Consider the following 21,433-nt stretch of genomic DNA (forward strand, 5'->3'; position numbering starts at 1 on the left):
ATGAATATCGATGAGCAGCGCATACGTGAGTTTGCCTTTCAGATCTGGGAATCCGAGGGCCGCCCCCATGGCCAGCACGAGCGGCACTGGAAGATGGCCAGCAAGCTGGCCGAAGCCGAGGCGCAAGCCCAGGCCACACCCAAACCACGGCGCATCAGCAAACCCAAAACGGTGCCGCTGAGCGAAGCCGAACAGCCGGCGCTGCTGAAGAAACCCCGTGCCCCGCGCACGCCCAAGCCGCCGAAAGCCTGAGGTCACCACCATGCGCAAACATCAGCGCTCACGCGTTACCGAGGGCACACCATTTCCGCTCGGCGCCAGTTGGGATGGGCTTGGCGTCAACTTTGCCCTGTTCTCGGCGCATGCCACGCGGGTCGAACTGTGCCTGTTCGACGAGCGCGGCGAGACCGAAATCGAACGCATCGAACTGCCGGAATACACCGACGAGATCTGGCACGGCTACCTGCCGGACGCACGTCCCGGGCAGGTCTATGGTTACCGCGTGTACGGTCCCTACGAGCCCGAAGCCGGGCACCGTTTCAACCCCAACAAGCTGTTGATTGATCCCTACGCCAAGCAGCTGGTGGGCAAGCTGCAATGGTCGGAGGCGCTATTCGGCTACACCATTGGCGACCCAGCCGGCGACCTGAGCTTCGATGAGCGTGACAGCGCGCCGTTCGTGCCCAAGTGCAAGGTCATCGACCCCGCCTTCACCTGGGGTGAACAACCCAGCCTGCGCACGCCCTGGGATCGCACGGTGATCTACGAAACGCACCTGCGCGGCATCAGCATGCGTCATCCGGCTGTGCCCGAGCGCCAGCGTGGCACCTGCGCCGGGCTGACCAACCCCGAACTGTTGCGGCATATCCGCGAGCTGGGCGTCTCCAGCGTCGAATTGCTGCCGGTGCATGCCTTCGTCAACGACCAGCATCTGCTGGAAAAGGGCATGAACAACTACTGGGGCTACAACAGCATCGGCTTCTTCGCCCCGCACCCGGCCTACCTCGCCAGCGGTCGTATCAGCGAATTCAAGGAGATGGTCGCGCACCTGCACAAAGCCGGCCTGGAGCTGATTCTCGATGTGGTCTACAACCACACCGCCGAGGGCAACGAGCGCGGCCCGACGCTGTCCATGCGCGGCATCGACAACGCCAGCTACTACCGCCTGCTGCCGGACGAACGCCGTTACTACATCAACGACTCCGGTACCGGCAATACGCTGGATCTGAGCCATCCCTGCGTGCTGCAGATGGTTACCGACTCGTTGCGCTACTGGGCTACCGAGATGCGCGTGGATGGCTTTCGCTTCGACCTGGCGACCATTCTCGGGCGCTATGCCGATGGCTTCAACGAGCGCCACAGCTTTCTCGTCGCCTGCCGTCAGGACCCGGTACTGAGCAAGGTCAAGCTGATCGCCGAGCCCTGGGACTGTGGGCCCGGCGGCTATCAGGTCGGTGGCTTTCCGCCGGGCTGGGCCGAGTGGAACGACAAGTTTCGCGACAACGTGCGCGCCTACTGGAAGGGCGATCGCGGCGAGCTCGGCGAACTGGCAAGACGCTTGACCGCCTCGGGCGATCTGTACAACCAGCGCGGACGAAGGCCATTCGCCTCGGTCAATTTCATCACCGCACATGACGGTTTCACCTTGCGCGACGTGGTGTCCTACGACCACAAGCACAACGAGGCCAACGACGAGAACAACCAGGACGGTACCGACCGCAACATTTCCTGGAACCACGGCTGCGAAGGCGCCACCGACGACCCGTCGATCCGCCGCCTGCGCGTGCAGCAGATGCGCAATATGCTGGCCACCCTGCTGTTCGCCCAGGGCACACCGATGCTGGTGGCCGGCGACGAGTTCGGCCGCACCCAGCACGGCAACAACAACGCCTACTGCCAGGATAACGAGCTGAGCTGGGTGGACTGGACACTCGACGACGAAGGCCGCGAGCTGCTCGCCTTCTGCCAGCATCTGATCGCCCTGCGCCGAAGTTACCCGATCCTGCGCCGCCAGCGTTTTCTGGTGGGGCATTACAACGAGGAGCTGGACGTCAAGGACGTCACCTGGCTGGCACCGGAAGGCGGCGAGATGAACGAGGACCACTGGCACGACGAGGAAGCGCGCTGCATGGGCATGCTCATGGACGGCCGCGCGCAGCCATCGGGCGTCAAGCGCAGCGGCGCCGACGCCACCCTGCTCTTGCTCCTCAACGCGGGCCACCAGCCCTGCGAGTTCCAACTGCCCGAAGTGCACGGCGGGCGCCACTGGCTGTGCCTGGTCGATACGCATACCGCGCAAACAGTGCCAAGCCCGTTGCAGCACGCTGCGATAGAGCTGGCCGGGCGCTCGCTGCAGCTGCTGGAGTTGCTGCGCTAGCAGGCGCAAAAAAAAAGCCTGAACCCAGCCTTTGTCTGCCAACTCGAAAACTAGGATGAGAAAAAGTTCTAGAAGCGGCGCCGTGCACGGCGCATCAGCCTGACAGAGAAATAGCGAACCTACGCAAACCGGCCGCCTGGCTGGTAAAGGGAGCCCGTGATGACAACCGAAGTACTCAATGCCGACCGTGATAGCTGCCGGGATCAGGTCGACATGCTCGCTCATGCGGTGGGCGACCTGTGAGCGAGCGCAGCCGACAATGAACAGCACCATTGCCAAGCCGGAGGTAATCATCGACCGCGTGACACCGATGAAATGTCTGCGCGTGTTGACGATCAACACGCACAAGGGTTTTACCGCACTCAACCGTCGCTTCATCCTCCCCGAATTGCGCAGCGCGGTGCAGGCCACCGGGGCCGACCTGGTGTTCCTGCAGGAGGTGCTCGGCAACCATGCCCTGCATGCCAAGCGCTTCCACGACTGGCCCAGCGTGCCGCAGTACGAATTTCTCGCCGACAGCATGTGGCCGCAGTTCGCCTACGGGCGCAACGCCGTGTACCCGGCGGGCGATCACGGCAACGCCCTGCTCTCGCGCTTTCCCATCCTCGAGTATCACAACCTCGACGTGACGGTCAGCGGCACCGAGCAGCGCGGCCTGCTGCATTGCCGCCTCGACGTACCAGGGCAGGACGCCGTACATGCGGTGTGCGTACACCTCGGTTTGCGTGAGGCGCATCGTCGTCAGCAGATGGGCTTGTTGCTGGATTTGCTGGCGACCTTCGAACCCGGTGCGCCGGTAATCGTCGCCGGCGATTTCAACGACTGGCGTCTGCGCGCGGACGATCTGTTGGCACCGCATGGCCTGCGCGAGGCGTTCGAGCATCGCCACGGCAAGCCTGCGCGCAGTTTTCCGGCCCGCATGCCGCTGCTGCGCCTGGATCGCATCTACACCCGCAATGCCACGGCATACCAGCCGCAGGTGTTGTCCACCCGGCCCTGGTCGCACCTCTCCGACCACGCGCCACTCGCTGCGGAGATTCACCTGTGAGCGGCATATGGCGAGACGGTAACCAGCTGCGCCTGCTGATCAATGGCGAAGACTATTATCCGCGGGTGTTCGAATGCATTCGCGCGGCGCGCATCGAAGTGCTGCTGGAAACCTTCATCATTCGTGAGGACAAGGTCGGCCTCGAACTGCAACAGGTGCTGATCGAGGCCGCGCGGCGTGGCGTGCGCGTGGTCATCGCCGTGGACGGCTACGGCACCGCCGACCTGCAGCATGAGTACGTCGCAGCGCTGACCCGCGAGGGGGTGAAGATCCATGTCTTCGATCCCAGCCCCCGGCGCTTTGGCATGCGTACCAACCTGTTCCGCCGCCTTCATCGCAAGCTGGTTGTGATCGACGGCCAGTGCGCCTTCGTCGGCGGCATCAACTATTCGGCCGACCATCTCGGCGACTTCGGCGAGATGGCCAAGCAGGACTATGCCGTGGAGGTGAGCGGCCCGATCGTCAGCGACTTGCACGTGGCCATGTTGCGCTTGCTACGCCCGGCGTTCAGCGAGCCGAGTCCGGCGCAACCCTCCAGAGAGCCGGTGGGCGATGCGCGGGTGATGCTGCTGGAGCGCGACAACGAGCGCCACACCACCGATATCGAAGACGAACACCTGCGCGCCTTCGAAGCGGCGCGCAAGCGCCTGGTGATCGCCAACGCCTATTTCTTCCCCGGCTATCGTGTGCTGCGCGCCTTGCGCAACGCGGCGCAGCGCGGCGTACAGGTGACCTTGATCCTGCAGGGCCAGCCGGACATGCGCTGGGTCCAGGCCTTTTCCCGCCTGCTCTACAACTACCTGCTGCGCCACGGTGTAGTGGTCTACGAATACTGCCAGCGCCCGCTGCACGGCAAGGTGGCACTGGTGGATGACGAATGGTCCACGGTCGGTTCGAGCAATCTCGACCCGCTGAGCCTGGCATTGAATCTGGAGGCCAATCTGGTGATCCGTGACCGGGCCTTCAACCATTACCTGCATGAGCACCTGCTAGCGCTGTCTAGCGAACACTGCAAGCGCATCGAACTGGAGCGGGTGATACGCGGCTACTGGTGGCGCGCACCGCTGGTGTTCCTGTGCTTTCACTTTCTGCGCCGCTTCCCGGCCATCGCCGGCTGGCTGCCGGCGCACCGCAAGAACCTGAAGCCGCTGGAGCCAATCGACAAGGCCAGCGGTTACGAAGAGGAAAAGACTGGATGAATGCCGCTCCCACCAACCCCTGGATGCGCTGGGGCAAACGCGCACTCACCCTGTTCTTTGTCCTGGCCGTACCAGCCCTGCTGTACATGCTGGCGCGCAACCTGGACTGGGGCGAAGTGCGCCAGGCGCTCAGTGATTACAGCTTGCAAACCCTGCTGGTGGGCGCGCTGATCGCCTGCGCCAGCTATCTGGTATTTGGCTGCTACGACCTGCTGGGCCGCCATTACAGTCGCCATCACCTGCCGGCACGCCAGGTCCTGCCGGTGGCGATGGTCTGCTACGCCTTCAACCTCAACTTCACCACCTGGATCGGCGGTGTGGCCATGCGTTACCGCCTGTACATGCGCCTGGGCCTTAGCGCCTCGACGGTGACGCGCATCCTCAGCCTCAGCCTGCTGACCAACTGGACCGGCTACATGGCACTGGCTGGGGTGATCTTCTCCCTGCGCCTGGTGCAGTTGCCCGACAACTGGGGCTTGGGCGTCACCGGCCTGCAATTGGTGGGGTTCGCGCTGCTGGGAGTGGTCAGTGCCTATATCGGCATCTGCGCTTTCGCGCGGCAACGCGTGTGGCACCTGCGCGAGCGTTCGATCACCCTGCCTTCGTTGCGCATGGCGGTGATGCAGATAGTCCTGGGCGCGAGCAACTGGGCGTTGATGGCGGCCCTGATCTTCTGGCTGCTACCCGAGGGCGCCGCCTATACCTCGGTGCTCGGGGTGCTGCTGATCAGCTGCATGGCGGCGGTGGTGGCGCACATCCCCGCCGGGCTGGGCGTGCTCGAGGCGGTGTTTCTCGCCCTGCTGCAGCATCAATACAGCCAGGCCAGCCTGATCGCCGCCCTGCTCGCCTATCGCGTGCTCTATTACCTGCTGCCGCTGCTCCTGGCCAGCGCTACCTACCTGCTGCTGGAAAAGCGCGCGAAAACGCTGCGCAAGCGTGGTGAACAAGGTGTAGAGACCCAGCCCGGCTAACGAGGCCAAACAACCTATTGACGCGGGGTGCGCCATGCGCACCGGCTGCACAAGGCACCGGGGCCGGTGCACGCAGCGCACCGCTACGGGCAACCACCCGGCGGATGGTGGGAACTCACAAGCGCGTTACGCAGGTCTATCTCACATCATTCAGCAAAACCGGAGGCATACCATGGCCAAGCCACTGCATCTGATCAGCTACATCCTGCACAACCAGCCGCACAGCGTCGAAGTCGAGTCGGACCGCGAACAGCTCACGCCGGACCAGGCACGCTTCTACCTCAGTGCCCTGCACACCTTCGAATGGCCCAACGAGTTCACCGACGTGCAGGTCACGCGCATCCTGCATCCGAAGAAAGGCGGCGGCACGCCGGCGCACCGCGTACAGCGCTGAAAGCCTGTTCAACCTCTTGCAGTGTCTCGCTGCAAGAGGTTGAACAGGCCGCGCCTAGTCTCCCTCACGCCGCGGCAGCGGCACCTGCCAGATATCCCGGGCGTATTCGGTGATGGTGCGATCGGATGAAAACCAGCCCATGCGCGCGGTATTCAGAACCGCCGAACGCCACCACTGCTCAGGCCGCTGCCAGCGTTGATCGACCTGGCGCTGCGCCTTCCAATAGGCATCGAAATCGGCGCAGACCATGAAATGGTCCTCGTACAGCAGCGAATCCACCAGGCCCACATAGCGCGCTGGATCGTCTGGGGAGAACACTCCGCCGCGAATGGCGCCGAGCGCGGCCTCCAGACGTTCCGAATCCGCCACCACATCGCTCATCTCCAGGCCCAGGCGCCGCCGGGCGGCAACCTGCTGGGCGGTCATGCCGAAGATGAACATGTGATCTTCGCCAACCTGCTCGCACATTTCCACGTTGGCGCCGTCCAGCGTGCCGATGGTCAACGCGCCATTGAGGGCGAACTTCATATTGCTGGTACCGGAAGCTTCCAGCCCAGCGGTGGAGATCTGCTCGGAAAGGTCGGCTGCGGGAATGATGGTTTCGGCCAGGCTGACGTTGTAATTGGGGATGAACACCACCTTGAGCAGCCCGCGTACGGTCGGGTCACCATTGATGGTGCGGCTGATGTCGTTGGCCAGTTTGATGATCAGCTTGGCCTGGCGATAACTGGCCGCCGCCTTGCCGGCGAAGATCTTCACCCGCGGTACCCAGTCGGTGGTCGGATCGTTGCGGATGGCCTGGTACAGCGCGACGGTATGCAGCAGGTTGAGCAACTGACGCTTGTATTCATGGATGCGTTTGACGTGCACATCGAAGATGGCCGTCGTGTCGATGCTGATCCCCAGCACGTGCCTGACTCGCTCGGCCAGCAGCTCCTTGTTGCGCTGGCGGCAGAGTGCATATTCGTCGCGGAAATCCTGGCGCTCGGCGAAGGGTTCCAGCGCCTGCAGATGATCCTCGGGGCGATGCAGAACCTGCTCGCCCAGAGCGTCGACCAGCAGATGCGTCAGCCCCGGATTGACCTGAAACAGCCAGCGACGGAAGGTCACGCCATTGGTCTTGTTGTTCACCCGGTCTGGATAGAGCCGGTGCAGATCACGAAACACCGTATCGCGCATCAGCCGCGTATGCAGCGCGGAAACGCCGTTGATGCTGTGCGCGCCGAGAAACGCCAGGTTGCCCATGCGTACGCGGCGGCCGTGGTCTTCCTCGATCAGCGACACCGCGCGCAGCAGGCGAAAGTCGTGGATGTCCTTGGCACGCAGCGCATCGATATGCTCGGCGTTGATCAGGTAGATGATCTGCAAATGCCGCGGCAGCAGACGCTCCATCAACGCTACCGGCCAGGACTCCAACGCTTCGGGCAGCAGCGTGTGGTTGGTGTAGGAGGTGGTGGAGACCGTCAGTTGCCAGGCTTGCGCCCAGGACATGCGATGCTCGTCCACCAGCAGGCGCATCAACTCGACCACGGCGATGGCCGGGTGGGTGTCGTTGAGCTGGATCGCCACCTGCTGCGGCAGACACTGCAGACCGTCATGCAGACGCAGATGACGCTCTAGCAGATCCTGTAGCGACGCGGAGACCAGAAAATACTCCTGGCGCAGACGCAGCTCCTGGCCGGCCTCGGTATCGTCGGCGGGATAGAGCACGCGTGAGATGCTTTCGGCACGCACCTCGCCGGCCACTGCGCCGAAGTGATCGCCGGCATTGAAGCGGTCCAGCTGCAGGTTTTCCTCGGCGCGTGCACGCCACAGCCGCAGCGTATTGACCGAGGCGCCGCGCCAGCCCACCACCGGGGTGTCATAGGCGATGGCACGCACCCTCTCCTGCGGATGCCAATGCTGGCGTGTGCCGCCGGTACCGTCGTCCAGGGTTTCCACACCACCGCCGAAGCCGATGCGATACGCCACCTCAGGCCGCTCGAACTCCCAGGGGTTGCCGAAATCCAGCCAGGTCTCGGTCTGTTCGGCCTGCCAGCCGTCGACGATCGCCTGGCGGAACAGGCCATGCTCGTAGCGGATACCGTAACCATGGGCGGCCAGGCGCAGGGTCGCCATGCTCTCCATGAAACAGGCGGCCAGACGCCCTAGCCCACCATTGCCGAGCGCTGCATCGGGTTCGACCTCTCGGATGCGTTCGAGCTCGACACCGAGTTCGGCCATGGCCTGGCGCGCCACATCGAGCAAGCCAAGGTTGCTCAGGTTATCCACCAGCAAACGGCCGATCAGAAATTCCAGGGACAGGTAATAGACGCGTTTGGCGCCCTGCCGCTCGATCTGGGCGGATGACTCTTCCCAACGGTCGATCATATGGTCGCGCGTGGCCAGGGCCAGCGCCTCGAACCAGTCGTGATCGAAGGCGGTACTCGGGTCCTTGCCCACGGCGTAGCGCAGCTTGGCCAGGATGGCCGCCTTGAACTGGACTACGGCACTCTCGGCCTCGCTGTGCGATTCGCTCATATCGATCCCCTCACGCGCGCGTCGATTACAGCCGAAGCGATGGGTCCGGCTTTTTCTTTGTGGCCGTCACAACGGCGATGAGTTCAGGGTTTTTCTGCCCTTTGCCCCCTCTGATCAAAAAGCCTGAACTTCGACTTGGTGGCTCCCCTCACAACTTAAGAACGCCATTGTCGAGGAGAAAATCATGCGAGCCATCATTCCCGGCCTTCTGGTCGGCGCGCTGGCAGCCGGCGACGCACTGGCGGAAGCCTGCTACGTCAGCGCCCGGACTTCCAGCGATGCCATCGCCGAGGTCGCACAGGAGTTCTGCTACGAATTCACCGGCATGGACGAGGGTGCCATTGACTGGTCGTGCAATAACGAGGCGGATGACATGCTCAACACTGACCAGCGCACGGTGGCCAGCTGCGCCGAGGCCAAGCTGGGCAGCTGCGAAGCGGCGCTGACCCAGGAAACTCTGACCAACTATCGCTCCGGCGATGATGACCGGGGCGAAGCGCGACCAGCCGTGCCCAACGATGCCAAGGTGGTCACCCACTATTACCAGGCGGGCGACCTCAAGCAGGTACGCATCGATTGCGAAAGTGCCGGCGGCACCTGGCGGGATCGATGATGGGCGCTTACCAAGGCCTGCTTCTGCTACCTGGCACCGCTCAGCACATGGCCCATGAGCGCATGGTGCAACGCCAGCTCGGCGAGAAACTCGCCGACCTGCTCGGTTGTCCCTTCCTCGGCCCTTGCCAGCCGGGCACACAGATTTGCGGACGTCACTATTACCTGCCTGAGGACACCCTGGTCGGCGATGTCGGCTCGCTGGGCATCGACGGGCCGGACGATTTCTTTGGCGGCCAGGTCGAGCATGCCTTTCTGGCCACCAAGGCCATCAGTCACCCTGCCCTCGATGCACCGCGCCACTTGCCTGAGGGTTGGTCCGAGCGCTTCGCCCGGCAGGTCGAAAGCGTCACCTTGCGGGGCTTCAGCGTCTTTGATCTGGAGGACGCTACCGAAGCAGGTAAACGCCTGCTGCGCGACGGGCCGATTCGCCTGAAGCCGGTTGCTGGCACCGGCGGCCGAGGCCAGCAGGTGGTGCGCTCCCATCATGAGCTGGAAAGCGTGCTGGCGGCGCTCGATGAGCAACATGTGCGGCAACAGGGCCTGGTGCTCGAGGAAGACCTGCAGCAGCCCGATACCTATAGCGTCGGCCAGATTCGCGTGGCAGGTGTCACTCTCAGTTACCACGGTACCCAGCAACTGACTGACGACGGTCACGGCAATCAGGTCTACGGCGGCTCACGCCTGACGCTGGTGCGCGGCGACTACCTGGCACTGATGACCCTCGATCTGCCACGCGCCGTGCGCCTGGCCGTGCAGCAGGCGCGCATCTTCGAACTGGCGGCGCTGGAGGTCTATCCCTCCATCCAGGCATCACGGCGCAATTACGACGTGGCACAAGGGCTGAACGCGCGAGGCCAGTCGCGCAGTGGCGTACTCGAGCAATCCTGGCGCGTCGGCGGAGCCAGCGCGGCGGAAATCTTCGCCCTGGAAGCGTTCATCAAGGACCCGCAGCTGCAAACGCTGCAGGCTTCGACCCATGAGTTCTATCAGGATGTACCGCCGCCGCCAGGCTCCATTTGCCTGTATCAAGGTCAGGACAGTGAGGACGGCCCGCTGGCCAAATACGTCAAGGTCGGGCCGCTATGAGTGCGAGCAGCCAGAGCCTGGACATTCTGGTGGGTGACCAGCATATCGCCGGCACCCTGCTGACCCCACCGAACAAGGTTCCCGGCATGCTGTTCGTGCACGGCTGGGGCGGCAGCCAGCAACGCGATCTGGCGCGTGCCCGTGGTATCGCCGGGCTGGGCTGCGTGTGCCTGACCTTCGACCTGCGCGGGCACGAACGCAACGTCGAGGCGCAGGAGCGCGTATCGCGCGAAGACAACCTGGCCGACATCCTCGCCGCCTACGACCTGCTGGCCGCGCACGAGGCGGTCGACCCCGGATGCATCGCGGTAATCGGCACCAGCTACGGCGGCTACCTCGCCACCCTGCTCAGCGTGCGGCGCCCAGTGCGCTGGCTGGCCCTGCGCGTGCCGGCGCTGTACTGGGACGAGCAATGGCAGCTGCCCAAGCGCCAGCTGGACGTTGCACGGCTGGCCGAGTACCGCCGCACGCCGCTGCGCGCGCAGGACAATCTGGCGCTCGGCGCCTGCTCCGAGTTTCGCGGCGATGTGCTGCTGGTGGAGTCCGAGCATGACGACTTCGTCCCGCACACCACGCTGATGAGCTACCGCAATGCCTTCGACAAGGCACACTCGCTGAGCCATCGCACCATGGCCGGTGCCGACCACGGGCTCAGCGAGGACCGTCACCAGCAAGCCTATACGCGCATCCTGATCGATTGGGTCAGCGAGATGGTGATGGGCGCACGGGTAGGTGACTACCCGCATCACCTGGTGCGCTATTCCTGAATCGCCGTGCCCTGCTCGCTGCGGTTCCCCCTGGGCATTCGCCCTTTCACAACAGCAACAGGAGACACCGATGAAAATCAGCAAAATAATGACTCGCAACGTTCGTACCCTAGAGCCCGAGCGCAGCATTCGTGAGGCCGCCACGCTGATGGCCGATATCGACAGCGGTGCGCTGCTGATCAATGAAGGTGACCGCCTGATCGGCATGATCACCGACCGCGACATTGCCGTACGTGCCGTTGCTGCGGGCCTGGACGGCAACACGCCGGTACGTCAGGTGATGAGCAGCAACGTGCGTTATTGCTTCGACGACGAGGACGTCGAGCATGTGGCTGCCAACATGGCCGATATCCAGGTACGCCGGCTGCCCGTGCTCAACCGCGAGAAGCGCCTGGTGGGTGTGGTTTCGCTGGGCAATATCGCCTCCGGCCACAGCCGGATGGCCAACGACACCGTGCTGCGCGGCGTGACCTCCGCGCACTGATCCCACTACGAGTCCGGCGCCTAGTTGGCCGGAGCAGAATCGTTACTCCAAGACACACTTCGCCCTTTGTGGGAGGCGCTTCAGCGGCGACACTTATTGCACCGGTCGCAGAATCAGCGTGCCCAGTGGGGGCAACTGCAAATTCAGCGAATCGGACTGGCCGTGAGCGGTCGTCTGCTCGCTGTGCAGCTCACCCTCGCTGCCTGCGCCCGAGCCGCTCCAGCAACGGTCATCGGTATTGAGCAGCACCCGCCAGCGGCCCGCGTGCGGCACGCCGATGCGGTAGCCATCAAGCACCTGCGGGGTGAAATTGTGCACCACCAGCAGCGGTGCGCTGCCCTCGCCGCCCTTGCGCAGCCAGGCGAATACGCTGTTGCGCGCGTCATCGCCTACCAGCCACTGAAAACCGCTGTCCTGGTCATCGAGACGGTGCAACGCCGGCTCTTCGCGGTACAGGCGATTCAGCTCGCGTACAAGCGCCTGGGCTGCGGCATGCTCGGGGTACTGCAGCAGGTACCAGTCCAGTTGCTGGTCGTGGTCCCATTCGCGCCACTGGCCGAACTCGCAGCCCATGAACAGCAGCTTCTTGCCCGGGTGACTCCACATCAGGGCGAGGAACAGGCGCAGGTTGGCGAATTGCTGCCAGCGATCACCAGGCATGCGCCCGAGCAGCGATCGTTTGCCGTGCACCACTTCGTCATGGGAGATCGGCAGGATGAAACGCTCGGAGAAGGCGTAATGCAGGCCGAAGGTGATCTGGTGGTGATGGTGCAGGCGGTACATCGGGTCCTGCTGGATGTAGCTCAGGCTGTCGTTCATCCAGCCCATGTTCCATTTGTGGCTGAAGCCCAGGCCGCCTAGCTGCACCGGGCGGCTGACGCCAGGCCAGGCGGTGGATTCCTCGGCGATCATCAACGCGTCGGGCACTTCGTTGCGCACCACCTCGTTGAGATGCTGGAGGAATTCGATGGCCTCCAGATTCTCGCGCCCGCCGTGGCGGTTGGGAATCCACTGCCCCACTTCACGCGAATAATCGCGATAGAGCATCGACGCCACCGCATCCACGCGCAGGCCGTCGACGTGGTACTCGCGCAACCAGTACAGCGCGCTGGCCAGCATGAAACCGTGCACCTCAGTGCGGCCGAGGTTGTAGATGCAGGTATTCCAGTCCGGGTGAAAACCCTCGAACGGGTGCGCGTACTCGTACAGTGCGGTGCCGTCGAACTCGGCCAGGCCGTGGGCATCGTTGGGGAAATGCCCCGGCACCCAGTCGAGAATCACGCCGATGCCGGCGCGGTGGCAGCGATCGACGAAGGCAGCGAAGCGTTGCGGGCTGCCGAAGCGTGAGGTGGGCGCGAACATCGACAGCGGCTGGTAACCCCAGGAACCGCCGAACGGGTGCTCCATGATCGGCATCAGTTCGATATGGGTGAAGCCCAGGTCCTGCACGTAGGGAATCAGCCGTTCTGCCAGCTCGTCCCAGTCGGGTGCATGATCGTTATGCCATTGCCAGGAGCCGGCATGCAGCTCGTAGATCGCCAGCGGTGCCTGCGGAGCATGGCGTTGCTGGCGTTCGCTCATCCACTGCTGGTCCTGCCAGGCGAAAGCTTCACCCTGCGGCACCTTCGAGGCGGTGGCCGGCGGTACCTCGGTGGCTTGCGCCATAGGGTCTGCGCGCAGCGGCAGCACACCGTGCTCACCGAGAATTTCGTACTTGTAGCGTTCGCCGGGCTGCAGCCTCGGGATGAACAGCTCCCACACGCCCGCCGGGTAGCGCAAACGCATGGGGTGGCGGCGCCCGTCCCAGCTGTTGAAGTCGCCGACCACCGACACCCGCCGTGCATTGGGCGCCCAGACGGCGAAACGCACGCCAGGCACGCCTTCATGTTCTACCGGTGCCGAGCCCAAACAGCGCCATAACTGGCGGTGGTTGCCTTCGGCGAACAGGTAGAGGTCGGTGTCACCCAGCAGCGGGCCGAAGGCATAGGGATCTTCCGTCTCCTGCACGCTGCCCGGCCAGTGAATGCGCAGGCGGTAGCGCTGCGCCTGGGGCAGCAGCAATTCGAACAGACCCTGCGGGTCGCTGCAGTGCATGCGTCCCAGCAGCGAGCCGTCGCTGGCCAGCAGCTCCACCGCGTCGGCACCGGGCAGCCAGACCCGCACCAGGCTCTCGTCGCCCTGCGGGTGTGGGCCAAGGAAGCTGAACGGATCGCCGTCTTCGGCGCGCTGCAGGCGCTGCACTCTGTTCTGATTCAAGGTCGCACTCCTGGCAATTGGTTAGCGAGATCCACCAGCCCCTGCAACGGGACATCGATCCAGTCGGGGCGGTGGCCGCTTTCGTAGACGATTTCATAGACAGCCTTCTCCAGGCAGAACAGGTCGAGGGCTGCGCCCTCGCCGTCGCGTTCATGCCATTCGTGGGGCAAGCCGTTGGCGGCCAGACGATAGGCATCGAGAAAGGCACTGCACGATTGCTCGCGGTAGCGCGACACCACGCCGCGTACCACCTGCTGGGCATCCACGGCGCCCTCTACGCCACCGGCGTTGCGTTGTGCCACGGCGGCCGCGTAGTCGAAGGAGCGCAGCATGCCGGCGACGTCCTTGAACGGGCTGTGGCGCTGGCGGCGCTCTTCCAGCGAGCGGTTGGGCTCGCCCTCGAAGTCGATGATGTAGGCATCGCCCTGCACCACCAGCACCTGCCCCAGGTGCAGGTCACCATGCACGCGTATGCGCAGGCCACCTGCTGCCTGCGTTGCCAGGCGGGTGACCGCTTCCAGCAAGGATTTTTCCCTGACCAGAAGCCAGTCGGCCTGTTTGGCAGTCGCCGGGCTCAGGGCGTCACGCTGACGGACCAGGGCCTGCAAGGCTTCCTGCAGCTGCGCTGTGATGGATTTGCCCCAGCCGGTACTGTCGCGCTCGCCGCTGAGCTGATAACCGAAATCCGGATTCTCTAGCGGCCGCGCCAGTACCGCATGCATCTCGCCGACGCGTTTGCCGAGCACGCCGGCGAACTGTTGCAGTTCGCCCAGGGCATCGACATCCGGATCGGCGGTGCCGCCGACCAGTTCATCGCGGATGGCACGGTCGAGTGTATTGAGCGTCCATTGCCAGGCGTCGCCCTGATTGTCCAGATAACGCTGCATCACCATCAGGGTGTGAGGCTGACCGTGCTCGTCGACCCGCACCACCTCGCCAAGAAACGGCGCGACATTGGCGTAGCCATGATCGGTCAGGAAACGTCCCATTTCCACCTCCGGGTGGATACCGGGGAAGCCGCGGCGCAACAGCTTGAGCAACAGCTGCTCGCCAATCAGCACCGAACTGTTGGACTGCTCGGCCGAAAGCAGCTTGAAGTCGTTCTCGTCGATACCGTCGAGTGCCAGCAGCGCCGCCTCGGCGCGGAACTGCAGTTCGCCGCCAGCGCTACGCAGCACCGCCTGTTCACGCAGCAGGCGCAGGACCTGCTGGCTGAACTGCGGCAGGCTGAAGGCGTCGGTGAGCAGCTCGACGTGGCGACCCCGGCGCAGCCGGGCCAGCGCCAGTTGTTGCGGCAGATCGTTGCCCTCGGCGCGTTCCGGCACGGCGGCCAGCGGCAGGCGGTAATGCTCGACGCCGGCTGCCCCCGTCACCTGAACCTCGGCCAGCAGCGGCGCATTGGCATCGCCACCAAGCGGCATCACGTACAGCACGCTAACGGCCGGGCGCTGTTCACCCGCGAACCAGCGGCGCTTGTGCAGATACAACGGCAGCGACTCGCGCTCCAGCGTCTGCCGCGCGCGCCCGTCCATCACTTCGCTCAGGGCGCGCGCCAGCACCAGGGTCTGCAGCTCCGGCATGCGCTCCACCGGTTTCAGGTGCCAGCTGGGCATCTGCGAGGCGTCGGCCAGGTAGAACCAGTAGAAACCGTACGGCGGCAACGTCAACAGATAGGTGAGCTGGCCAATCGGCGGGAACGAGGCGCCGCCGATCATTTCCACCGGTACCCGGTCGCGGTAGTCAGCCAGTTCCAGCTCGACGGCCTGGGCCGCACTGGACAGGTTGGCCACGCAGAGTATCTGCTGCTCGCTGCCGTCCTCGCCTCGATGCATGCGCAGGTACGCCAGGATGCGCCGGTTGCTCGGCGTCAGCATCGTCAGCGAGCCACGGCCGAAGGCCTTGTGCTGGTTGCGGATGGCGAGCATGCGCCGCGTCCAGTTGAGCAGCGAATGCGGGTCGCGCGCCTGCGCCTCGACGTTGATGGTCTGGTAGCCGTATAGCGGGTCCATGATGGGCGGCAGTACCAGGCTCGCCGGATCGGCGCGGGAGAAGCCGCCGTTGCGGTCCACTGACCATTGCATCGGCGTGCGTACACCGTCGCGGTCGCCGAGGTAGATGTTGTCACCCATGCCGAGCTCGTCACCGTAGTACAGCGTCGGCGTGCCGGGCATCGACAGCAGCAGGCTGTTGAGCAACTCGATGCGCCGCCGGTCGCGCCCCACCAGCGGCGCCAGTCGGCGGCGAATGCCGAGGTTGATGCGCGCACGGCTGTCGGCGGCGTAGTAGTTCCACAGGTAGTCGCGCTCGTCGTCGGTGACCATCTCCAGGGTCAGCTCATCGTGGTTGCGCAGGAAGATCGCCCATTGGCAATTGGGCGGAATCTCCGGCGTCTGACGCAGGATGTCGGTGATCGGGAAGCGGTCTTCCTGGGCGATGGCCATGTACATGCGCGGCATCAGCGGGAAGTGGAAGGCCATGTGGCATTCGTCGCCTTCGCCATGCTCTTCACCACCAAAATAGGGCCGGGTATCCTCCGGCCACTGGTTGGCCTCGGCCAGTAGCAGGCGATCCGGATAGCGCGCATCCAGTTCGGCGCGGATGCGCTTGAGCACGGCGTGGGTCTCCGGCAGGTTTTCGCTGCTGGTGCCGTCGCGCTCGATCAGGTACGGAATGGCGTCCAGGCGCAGGCCATCGACGCCCATGTCGAGCCAGAAGCGCATCACCCCGAGCACGGCTTCGAGCACCTTGGGGTTGTCGAAATTGAGGTCCGGCTGATGCGAGTAGAAGCGGTGCCAGAAGTACTGGCCGGCCACCGCGTCCCAGGTCCAGTTGGACTTCTCGCTGTCGATGAAGATGATCCGCGTGCCGGCGTATTTCTCGTCGCTGTCGGACCAGACGTAATAGTTGCGCGCCTTGGAGCCCTTCTTCGCCCGGCGCGCGCGCTGGAACCAGGGATGCTGATCGGAGGTGTGGTTGATCACCAGCTCGGTGATGACGCGCAGGCCGCGCCGGTGTGCCTCAGCAATGAAGCGGCGGGCGTCGCTCAGCGAGCCGTAGTCAGGGTGCACGTCGTTGTACTTGGCGATGTCATAGCCGTCGTCGCGCCGTGGCGAGGGGTAGAACGGCAACAGCCAGAGGGTGTTCACGCCCAGTTCGGCGATGTAGTCGAGCTTGTCGATCAGGCCCTGGAAATCGCCGATGCCATCGTTGTTGGCATCGAAGAACGACTTCACGTGGACCTGGTAGATCACCGCATCCTTGTACCACTGCGGATCGTTGAGGAAGGTCTTGCCGGCGCTGCGCTTGGCCATGGTGCTACTCCGTTGTTCAGCGGGCAGTCTGGATTCGCCAGATGCCGAAAGGCAGGTGCCAGGGTTCGATGCGCATCCACTGCACCTTGCCGTGCCAGGTCCAGCGGTGGCCGTTCATCAGGTCTTCACCCTGCAGATCGGCATTGTCAGGCAGGCCCAGTTCCCACAGCGGCAGCTCGAAGTGCGCTTCCTGGGCGTGATGTGGGTCGAGGCTGACGGCAACCAGGATGAAGTTGCTCAGATCAGCTGTGCGCTTGCCGAAGTAGAGGATGTTGTCGTTCCACGCGGTGTAGGCCTGGAAGCCCAGGTGGGTCTGCAGCGCCGGGTTTTCGCGGCGGATCAGGTTGAGCCGGGTGATCTCGGCGTTGATGTTGCCCGGCGCCTGGTAGTCGCGCGGACGCAGCTGGTACTTCTCCGAATCGAAGTACTCCTCCTTGCCCGGCACCGGCTCGGCCTCGCACAGCTCGAAGCCCGAATACATGCCCCACAGCCCGGAGCCCATGGTCGCCAGCGCGGCGCGAATTAGAAAGCCGGGGCGACCGCTGCGTTGCAGGAAATAGGGATTGATATCCGGGGTGTTGACGAAGAAGTTCGGCCGGTAGCAGTCGCGCCATGGCGGCTGGTTCAGCTCGGTGAAATAGGCCTGCAGCTCAGCCTTGGTGTTGCGCCAGGTGAAGTAGGTGTAGCTCTGGCTGAAACCCAGCTTGCCCAGACGCGCCATCATCGCCGGGCGGGTAAACGCCTCGGAAAGGAAGATCACCTCGGGGTGGCGCTCACGCACGTCGGCGATCAGCCATTCCCAGAACGGCATCGGCTTGGTGTGCGGGTTGTCGACGCGAAACAGCGTCACGCCCTGCTCCACCCAGCCCAGCACCACATCGCGCAACGCCAGCCACAGATCGGGCAGCGCCGCTTCGGCGTAGAACTCGACGTTGACGATGTCCTCGTACTTCTTCGGCGGATTCTCGGCATGGCGAATGCTGCCGTCCGGGCGCCAACTGAACCAGCCGGGGTGCTGCTTGAGCCAGGGGTGATCCGGCGAGCACTGCACGGCAAAATCCAGCGCCACTTCCAGACCGTGCTCACGCGCTACGCGCACCAGTTGGCGAAAGTCCTCGAGGCTGCCTAGCTGCGGGTGCACGGCGTCGTGACCGCCCTCCTCGCTGCCGATGGCGTAGGGGCTGCCAGGGTCGCCCGGGCCGGCCTTGAGGCTATTGTTCGGCCCCTTGCGGTGCGCCCGGCCGATGGGATGAATAGGAGGGAAATACAGCACATCGAAGCCCATCCGGGCGATCTCGGGGATGCGTGCATGCACGTCGGCGAAGCTACCGTGGTGCTGCTCGTCGCCCAGTGAGCGGGGAAACAGCTCGTACCAGCTGGCGAACTCGGCCAGGCTGCGCTCGACATCCAGCGGGTAGTTCGGCGTGCGTAGCAAGTGCGGACGATATTCGGCGCGACGCATCAATTCATTGACGGAGGGATCGATCAGCACCGCTTCGCGTTCGGCCTGCGATTGCGAGGCCTCCATGCGTTCGATCAGCGCCGCCAGCTCGCCGCGTAATTCTTCCGGGGCCTGCGCGGCGATGCGCCGAACCAGCTGAGCGCCCTCCTGCAGTTCGAGTTCCACCGGCACACCGGCCCCGAGTTTCTTCACCAGTTCCTGGCGGAAGCTGGCGTAAACGTCCAGCCAGGCTTCGATGGCAAATTCGCCTCGGCCCTGCTGGTCGATGCGCAGCACGGCGCTCCAGCGATCATTGCCCAGGGCCTGCATGGGCACGCGCTGCCAGGTGGCCTCGCCATTGGCGCGCCACAGCAGGTCGGCGGCCAGTTGCTCATGGCCGTCGCTGAAGATCACCGCCGTGACCGGAAACTCCCGACCACACAGGCATTTGCTGGCGAAGCGGCCACCTTCAATGATCGGTTGTACTGCTTCGATGGCAAGCCGAGGCTGGGCGATGGCATGGGTGACGGTCTGGTCAGCATGTTGCGGGGACGGCATCGTTCCTGGCTCCTCTACGCCTGGCAGACGTGTTCGAAGGGATTGGCGGATAGGTTTGAGGCAGCGCGCGAAGCGCTGCACCTGTCAGAAATTCCGAGGCGGAGGCGGCGGGAAAAGTTCAGGCAGTTTTTGCCGGTTCACCGGGTTGACGGCTATTGCCTGTCGCCCCGGTTTTCATCGGTCTGGTCGTCTGGCTTGGTCCTGGTGCCCGGATCGACCAGCAGCGGCATGAGGTGCAGCACCACCAGCACGATCACCGTGGACAGCACAGCGGTGGCCTCGCGCCCGAGCCCGACCGCCACGCCGATGGCGGCCGAGGCCCACAGACCGGCTGCAGTGGTCAGGCCTTTGACATCGGAGATGTTCTGGCCTTTGAGGATGGTGCCGGCGCCGAGAAAACCGACACCGGCGGCGATACCCTGGATCACCCGGCTCATGGCATCGGCTTCGGCGCCGTCCTGCTCCAGCGCCATGACGAAGATCGCCGCGCCAAGGCACACCAGCATATGCGTGCGCATGCCGGCGGCCTTGCCCATCACCTCGCGCTCGTAGCCGAGCAGGCCGCCGAGGACCATGGCCAGAATCAGGCGCAACGTGGCGCGGGTGATGTGCTCCACCTGGCCCAGGTCGGAAAACTCCTGCACCAGGGTCGTGAGAATTCGTTCGAATACGTCCATCGTCGTTCAATCTCCACGGATGCTTTTCATCTGAGCGAATTCGGCACGCAGAGGTTCGGATCATCGTCACTGCCGGTTATCCGAAACAGGGAACCTATGCCTCAACGGGCATTCACTTCCCTTAGAGACCCAAACCAACCGGGAGAACGCTCATGCCCCGAGGCAGCAAAGACAAATACACCGCCAAGCAGAAGCGCAAGGCCGAGCACATCGAAGACAGCTACAAGGCCCGCGGTGTACCTGAGGATGAGGCCGAAGCGCGTGCCTGGGCCACGGTCAACAAGCAGTCCGGCGGTGGCGACAAGGCTGGCGGTTCCGGGCAGAAGACCAGCGCGGCCAGCAAGGAGGCCGCACGCAAGTCCTCGGCACGGCGTGCGGCAGCGACCCGTGAAGGCACACCCCGCCCTGGTCAGCGTCTGGAAGCGATGAATAAGACCGAGCTGATGGAGCTGGCGCGCAAGCGGGATATCGCCGGGCGCTCCCGTATGCGCAAGGAGGAGCTGCTGCAGGCGCTGCGCAAGGCCAGTGCCTGAGGCACGTTGCCTTCTCGGGCAATGACTCGGTCGGCCTGAAGATCTCTTCATTATTATTCCCACGCAGGCGGGAACCCAGAAATACCCTGCGAGCTGGGCTCCCGCCTACGCGGGAGTGACGTTTATCAAGACGCCAGTTCGCGCTCACGCTCCATGCGCTCGCCGCAATCGCAGCCTGGGCTATGGCACGGGACCATGCCCTTGGGATGACGCTGCATGCAGGCTTCGCAGCAATAGACCAGATCATCTCCCGCGACTTCGTGTACCCACTCCCGAGACTCGAACGCGCAATCGCAATGCGGGCATGCACAGGTATATGCGCTCATGGCTCACGCTCCTCGTCGGTGGATACGACCTTGTCGCTCCAGGGTTTGCCATCGAGCGGCGCGGAACGGGCCAGTTCCGCTTCGTCGAGGCCGGAGCCACCACCGACCTCATTCTCGTCGACCACACTGAACTCTTCATCGAGGGCGCCATCGCCAACGCGTTCCAGCGGCGAGCGCGCACCGCTGTCATCGATCAGCGTATCCGGGCTGAGATCGTCGAGGCTGACGTTGTCCTCATGCTCGCTCTCGCCTAGCGTCGCGGCTCCGGTCAGGCCGATTTCTTCCTCTGGGGTGGATGATGGTCGCGCGGTCGTCTGCAAGGTGGGATCGCCGGTGCCGAGGCTGTCCTCCTCATCGCTGAAGTCCAGCGCCTGTTCATCGATTCGCTCCGGGGTGGGACCTGGAATTGTGTCTTTCATGAGATGCCTCCTTCGAACGATATGGGCCGCGCATGGCGACGGCGCAGATGCGCCATCGTCCGTACGCTCGGTTCAAGGCGAAATCGGGTCGCTGGCAGGAAAGGTTTCCTCCACCGCATGATCCAGCCGGTTTTCCTGGCGCCCTTTCACCCGCTCCATCTCCTTTTGCAGTTTCGGTAATGCCGCGCGCAGCTCGGCCACCCGCTCACGCAAGCTTTCGAGTTCGCTCTTGGGGTCGCTGATCATTCCCTTGACCACGCAGTGTCCGCTGATCCCGCGCTGCAGCAGCGCGGCGCCACCAAGGGCCTTGAGCACACCTGAGGTACCGCCCTGGCAAACCCCGGCGACGATGGCGGTGGCGCCGGTGGCGAGTGATACGGCACGTTCCAGACGATGAACGTTATGGGTCAGTGACATGGCGTTTCTCCTTAGCTTGGATGACGCAGCCAAT

At 64.1% G+C, this 21,433-nt stretch carries 19 protein-coding genes; 11 read left to right on the forward strand and 8 right to left on the reverse strand.

Annotation, left to right across the window (positions count from 1 at the left end; genetic code table 11):
• The 6 genes from JWV26_RS22305 to JWV26_RS22330 all read left to right on the forward strand — a co-directional run bounded on the left by JWV26_RS22305 (position 1) and on the right by JWV26_RS22330 (position 5,989).
• Entirely contained in the window at positions 1 to 252 is a 252-nt protein-coding gene (locus JWV26_RS22305) for a DUF2934 domain-containing protein (RefSeq protein WP_074915077.1), read from the forward strand.
• 10 nt (positions 253 to 262) lie between these two features.
• Positions 263 to 2,377 (forward strand): glycogen debranching protein GlgX, encoded by a 2,115-nt coding sequence (glgX, locus tag JWV26_RS22310; RefSeq protein WP_074915078.1) that lies wholly within the window; start codon positions 263 to 265, stop codon positions 2,375 to 2,377.
• A 259-nt stretch (positions 2,378 to 2,636) separates the two neighbouring features.
• Positions 2,637 to 3,425, forward strand: coding sequence for an endonuclease/exonuclease/phosphatase family protein (locus tag JWV26_RS22315; RefSeq protein ID WP_074915080.1), 789 nt, complete (start codon positions 2,637 to 2,639; stop codon positions 3,423 to 3,425).
• On the forward strand, positions 3,422 to 4,624 hold the full coding sequence (clsB, locus tag JWV26_RS22320; RefSeq protein ID WP_074915082.1) for a cardiolipin synthase ClsB: 1,203 nt from the start codon (positions 3,422 to 3,424) through the stop codon (positions 4,622 to 4,624). Before JWV26_RS22315 ends, clsB begins: the two co-directional genes overlap by 4 nt.
• Positions 4,621 to 5,595: a lysylphosphatidylglycerol synthase domain-containing protein gene (locus tag JWV26_RS22325; RefSeq protein WP_074915084.1), complete on the forward strand. Its 975-nt coding sequence runs from the start codon at positions 4,621 to 4,623 to the stop codon at positions 5,593 to 5,595. Before clsB ends, JWV26_RS22325 begins: the two co-directional genes overlap by 4 nt.
• Positions 5,596 to 5,767: 172 nt before the next feature.
• Entirely contained in the window at positions 5,768 to 5,989 is a 222-nt protein-coding gene (locus tag JWV26_RS22330; RefSeq protein ID WP_072423943.1) for a hypothetical protein, read from the forward strand.
• A gap of 54 nt (positions 5,990 to 6,043) precedes the next feature.
• On the opposite strand, the gene JWV26_RS22335 is transcribed toward JWV26_RS22330, so the two are convergent.
• Entirely contained in the window at positions 6,044 to 8,509 is a 2,466-nt protein-coding gene (locus JWV26_RS22335) for a glycogen/starch/alpha-glucan phosphorylase (protein WP_074915086.1), read from the reverse strand.
• 184 nt (positions 8,510 to 8,693) lie between these two features.
• Between JWV26_RS22335 and JWV26_RS22340 the strand changes: the two genes are divergently transcribed.
• From JWV26_RS22340 to JWV26_RS22355, 4 genes are all read left to right on the forward strand, one after another.
• Positions 8,694 to 9,122, forward strand: a complete 429-nt coding sequence (locus JWV26_RS22340; RefSeq protein WP_072423941.1) for a hypothetical protein — start codon at positions 8,694 to 8,696, stop codon at positions 9,120 to 9,122.
• Positions 9,122 to 10,210: a DUF3182 family protein gene (locus JWV26_RS22345; RefSeq protein WP_206419252.1), complete on the forward strand. Its 1,089-nt coding sequence runs from the start codon at positions 9,122 to 9,124 to the stop codon at positions 10,208 to 10,210. The genes JWV26_RS22340 and JWV26_RS22345 overlap by 1 nt, the downstream gene beginning before the upstream one ends.
• A complete protein-coding gene (locus JWV26_RS22350) occupies positions 10,207 to 10,977 on the forward strand; it encodes an alpha/beta hydrolase family protein (protein WP_206417839.1) in 771 nt (256 codons plus the stop codon). The genes JWV26_RS22345 and JWV26_RS22350 overlap by 4 nt, the downstream gene beginning before the upstream one ends.
• A 70-nt stretch (positions 10,978 to 11,047) precedes the next feature.
• Positions 11,048 to 11,461 (forward strand): CBS domain-containing protein, encoded by a 414-nt coding sequence (locus JWV26_RS22355; protein ID WP_024308219.1) that lies wholly within the window; start codon positions 11,048 to 11,050, stop codon positions 11,459 to 11,461.
• A gap of 93 nt (positions 11,462 to 11,554) precedes the next feature.
• Here the strand turns inward: JWV26_RS22355 and glgB are convergent, their stop codons facing one another.
• From glgB to JWV26_RS22375, 4 genes are all read right to left on the reverse strand, one after another.
• Complete coding sequence (gene glgB, locus JWV26_RS22360; protein WP_206417840.1) at positions 11,555 to 13,717, reverse strand: 1,4-alpha-glucan branching protein GlgB; 2,163 nt, start codon at positions 13,715 to 13,717, stop codon at positions 11,555 to 11,557.
• Positions 13,714 to 17,028, reverse strand: a complete 3,315-nt coding sequence (treS, locus tag JWV26_RS22365; protein ID WP_206417841.1) for a maltose alpha-D-glucosyltransferase — start codon at positions 17,026 to 17,028, stop codon at positions 13,714 to 13,716. Before treS ends, glgB begins: the two co-directional genes overlap by 4 nt.
• Positions 17,029 to 17,044: 16 nt before the next feature.
• Complete coding sequence (locus tag JWV26_RS22370) at positions 17,045 to 19,027, reverse strand: alpha-1,4-glucan--maltose-1-phosphate maltosyltransferase (protein ID WP_206417842.1); 1,983 nt, start codon at positions 19,025 to 19,027, stop codon at positions 17,045 to 17,047.
• A gap of 152 nt (positions 19,028 to 19,179) precedes the next feature.
• Positions 19,180 to 19,704, reverse strand: a complete 525-nt coding sequence (locus JWV26_RS22375; RefSeq protein WP_206417843.1) for an MgtC/SapB family protein — start codon at positions 19,702 to 19,704, stop codon at positions 19,180 to 19,182.
• Between the two features lie 152 nt (positions 19,705 to 19,856).
• On the opposite strand from JWV26_RS22375, the gene JWV26_RS22380 reads away from it, so the two are divergent.
• On the forward strand, positions 19,857 to 20,237 hold the full coding sequence (locus JWV26_RS22380; RefSeq protein ID WP_112210063.1) for a Rho termination factor N-terminal domain-containing protein: 381 nt from the start codon (positions 19,857 to 19,859) through the stop codon (positions 20,235 to 20,237).
• Positions 20,238 to 20,362: 125 nt separating this feature from the next.
• Here the strand turns inward: JWV26_RS22380 and JWV26_RS22385 are convergent, their stop codons facing one another.
• The 3 genes from JWV26_RS22385 to JWV26_RS22395 all read right to left on the reverse strand — a co-directional run bounded on the left by JWV26_RS22385 (position 20,363) and on the right by JWV26_RS22395 (position 21,399).
• Positions 20,363 to 20,563 (reverse strand): metallothionein, encoded by a 201-nt coding sequence (locus tag JWV26_RS22385; protein ID WP_206417844.1) that lies wholly within the window; start codon positions 20,561 to 20,563, stop codon positions 20,363 to 20,365.
• On the reverse strand, positions 20,560 to 20,982 hold the full coding sequence (locus tag JWV26_RS22390) for a hypothetical protein (protein ID WP_206417845.1): 423 nt from the start codon (positions 20,980 to 20,982) through the stop codon (positions 20,560 to 20,562). The genes JWV26_RS22385 and JWV26_RS22390 overlap by 4 nt, the downstream gene beginning before the upstream one ends.
• A gap of 72 nt (positions 20,983 to 21,054) precedes the next feature.
• Complete coding sequence (locus JWV26_RS22395; protein WP_017676860.1) at positions 21,055 to 21,399, reverse strand: YgaP family membrane protein; 345 nt, start codon at positions 21,397 to 21,399, stop codon at positions 21,055 to 21,057.
• Positions 21,400 to 21,433 lie beyond the last annotated feature (34 nt).

The sequence above is a fragment of the Ectopseudomonas toyotomiensis genome (genome assembly GCF_017167985.1).
GTDB classification, from domain to species: Bacteria; Pseudomonadota; Gammaproteobacteria; order Pseudomonadales; family Pseudomonadaceae; genus Aquipseudomonas; species Aquipseudomonas toyotomiensis.

Bases quoted from the DNA above. Each gene is read 5' to 3' on its own strand.
- JWV26_RS22340 (WP_072423941.1), top strand. From the start codon at position 8,694: ATGCGAGCCATCATTCCCGGCCTTCTGGTCGGCGCGCTGGCAGCCGGC.
- JWV26_RS22335 (WP_074915086.1), bottom strand. From the start codon at position 8,509: ATGAGCGAATCGCACAGCGAGGCCGAGAGTGCCGTAGTCCAGTTCAAG.
- JWV26_RS22345 (WP_206419252.1), top strand. From the start codon at position 9,122: ATGGGCGCTTACCAAGGCCTGCTTCTGCTACCTGGCACCGCTCAGCAC.
- JWV26_RS22355 (WP_024308219.1), top strand. From the start codon at position 11,048: ATGAAAATCAGCAAAATAATGACTCGCAACGTTCGTACCCTAGAGCCC.
- JWV26_RS22305 (WP_074915077.1), top strand. From the start codon at position 1: ATGAATATCGATGAGCAGCGCATACGTGAGTTTGCCTTTCAGATCTGG.
- JWV26_RS22390 (WP_206417845.1), bottom strand. From the start codon at position 20,982: ATGAAAGACACAATTCCAGGTCCCACCCCGGAGCGAATCGATGAACAG.
- JWV26_RS22370 (WP_206417842.1), bottom strand. From the start codon at position 19,027: ATGCCGTCCCCGCAACATGCTGACCAGACCGTCACCCATGCCATCGCC.
- treS (WP_206417841.1), bottom strand. From the start codon at position 17,028: ATGGCCAAGCGCAGCGCCGGCAAGACCTTCCTCAACGATCCGCAGTGG.
- JWV26_RS22330 (WP_072423943.1), top strand. From the start codon at position 5,768: ATGGCCAAGCCACTGCATCTGATCAGCTACATCCTGCACAACCAGCCG.
- glgX (WP_074915078.1), top strand. From the start codon at position 263: ATGCGCAAACATCAGCGCTCACGCGTTACCGAGGGCACACCATTTCCG.
- JWV26_RS22315 (WP_074915080.1), top strand. From the start codon at position 2,637: ATGAACAGCACCATTGCCAAGCCGGAGGTAATCATCGACCGCGTGACA.
- JWV26_RS22385 (WP_206417844.1), bottom strand. From the start codon at position 20,563: ATGAGCGCATATACCTGTGCATGCCCGCATTGCGATTGCGCGTTCGAG.
- JWV26_RS22380 (WP_112210063.1), top strand. From the start codon at position 19,857: ATGCCCCGAGGCAGCAAAGACAAATACACCGCCAAGCAGAAGCGCAAG.
- JWV26_RS22375 (WP_206417843.1), bottom strand. From the start codon at position 19,704: ATGGACGTATTCGAACGAATTCTCACGACCCTGGTGCAGGAGTTTTCC.
- JWV26_RS22395 (WP_017676860.1), bottom strand. From the start codon at position 21,399: ATGTCACTGACCCATAACGTTCATCGTCTGGAACGTGCCGTATCACTC.
- JWV26_RS22325 (WP_074915084.1), top strand. From the start codon at position 4,621: ATGAATGCCGCTCCCACCAACCCCTGGATGCGCTGGGGCAAACGCGCA.
- JWV26_RS22350 (WP_206417839.1), top strand. From the start codon at position 10,207: ATGAGTGCGAGCAGCCAGAGCCTGGACATTCTGGTGGGTGACCAGCAT.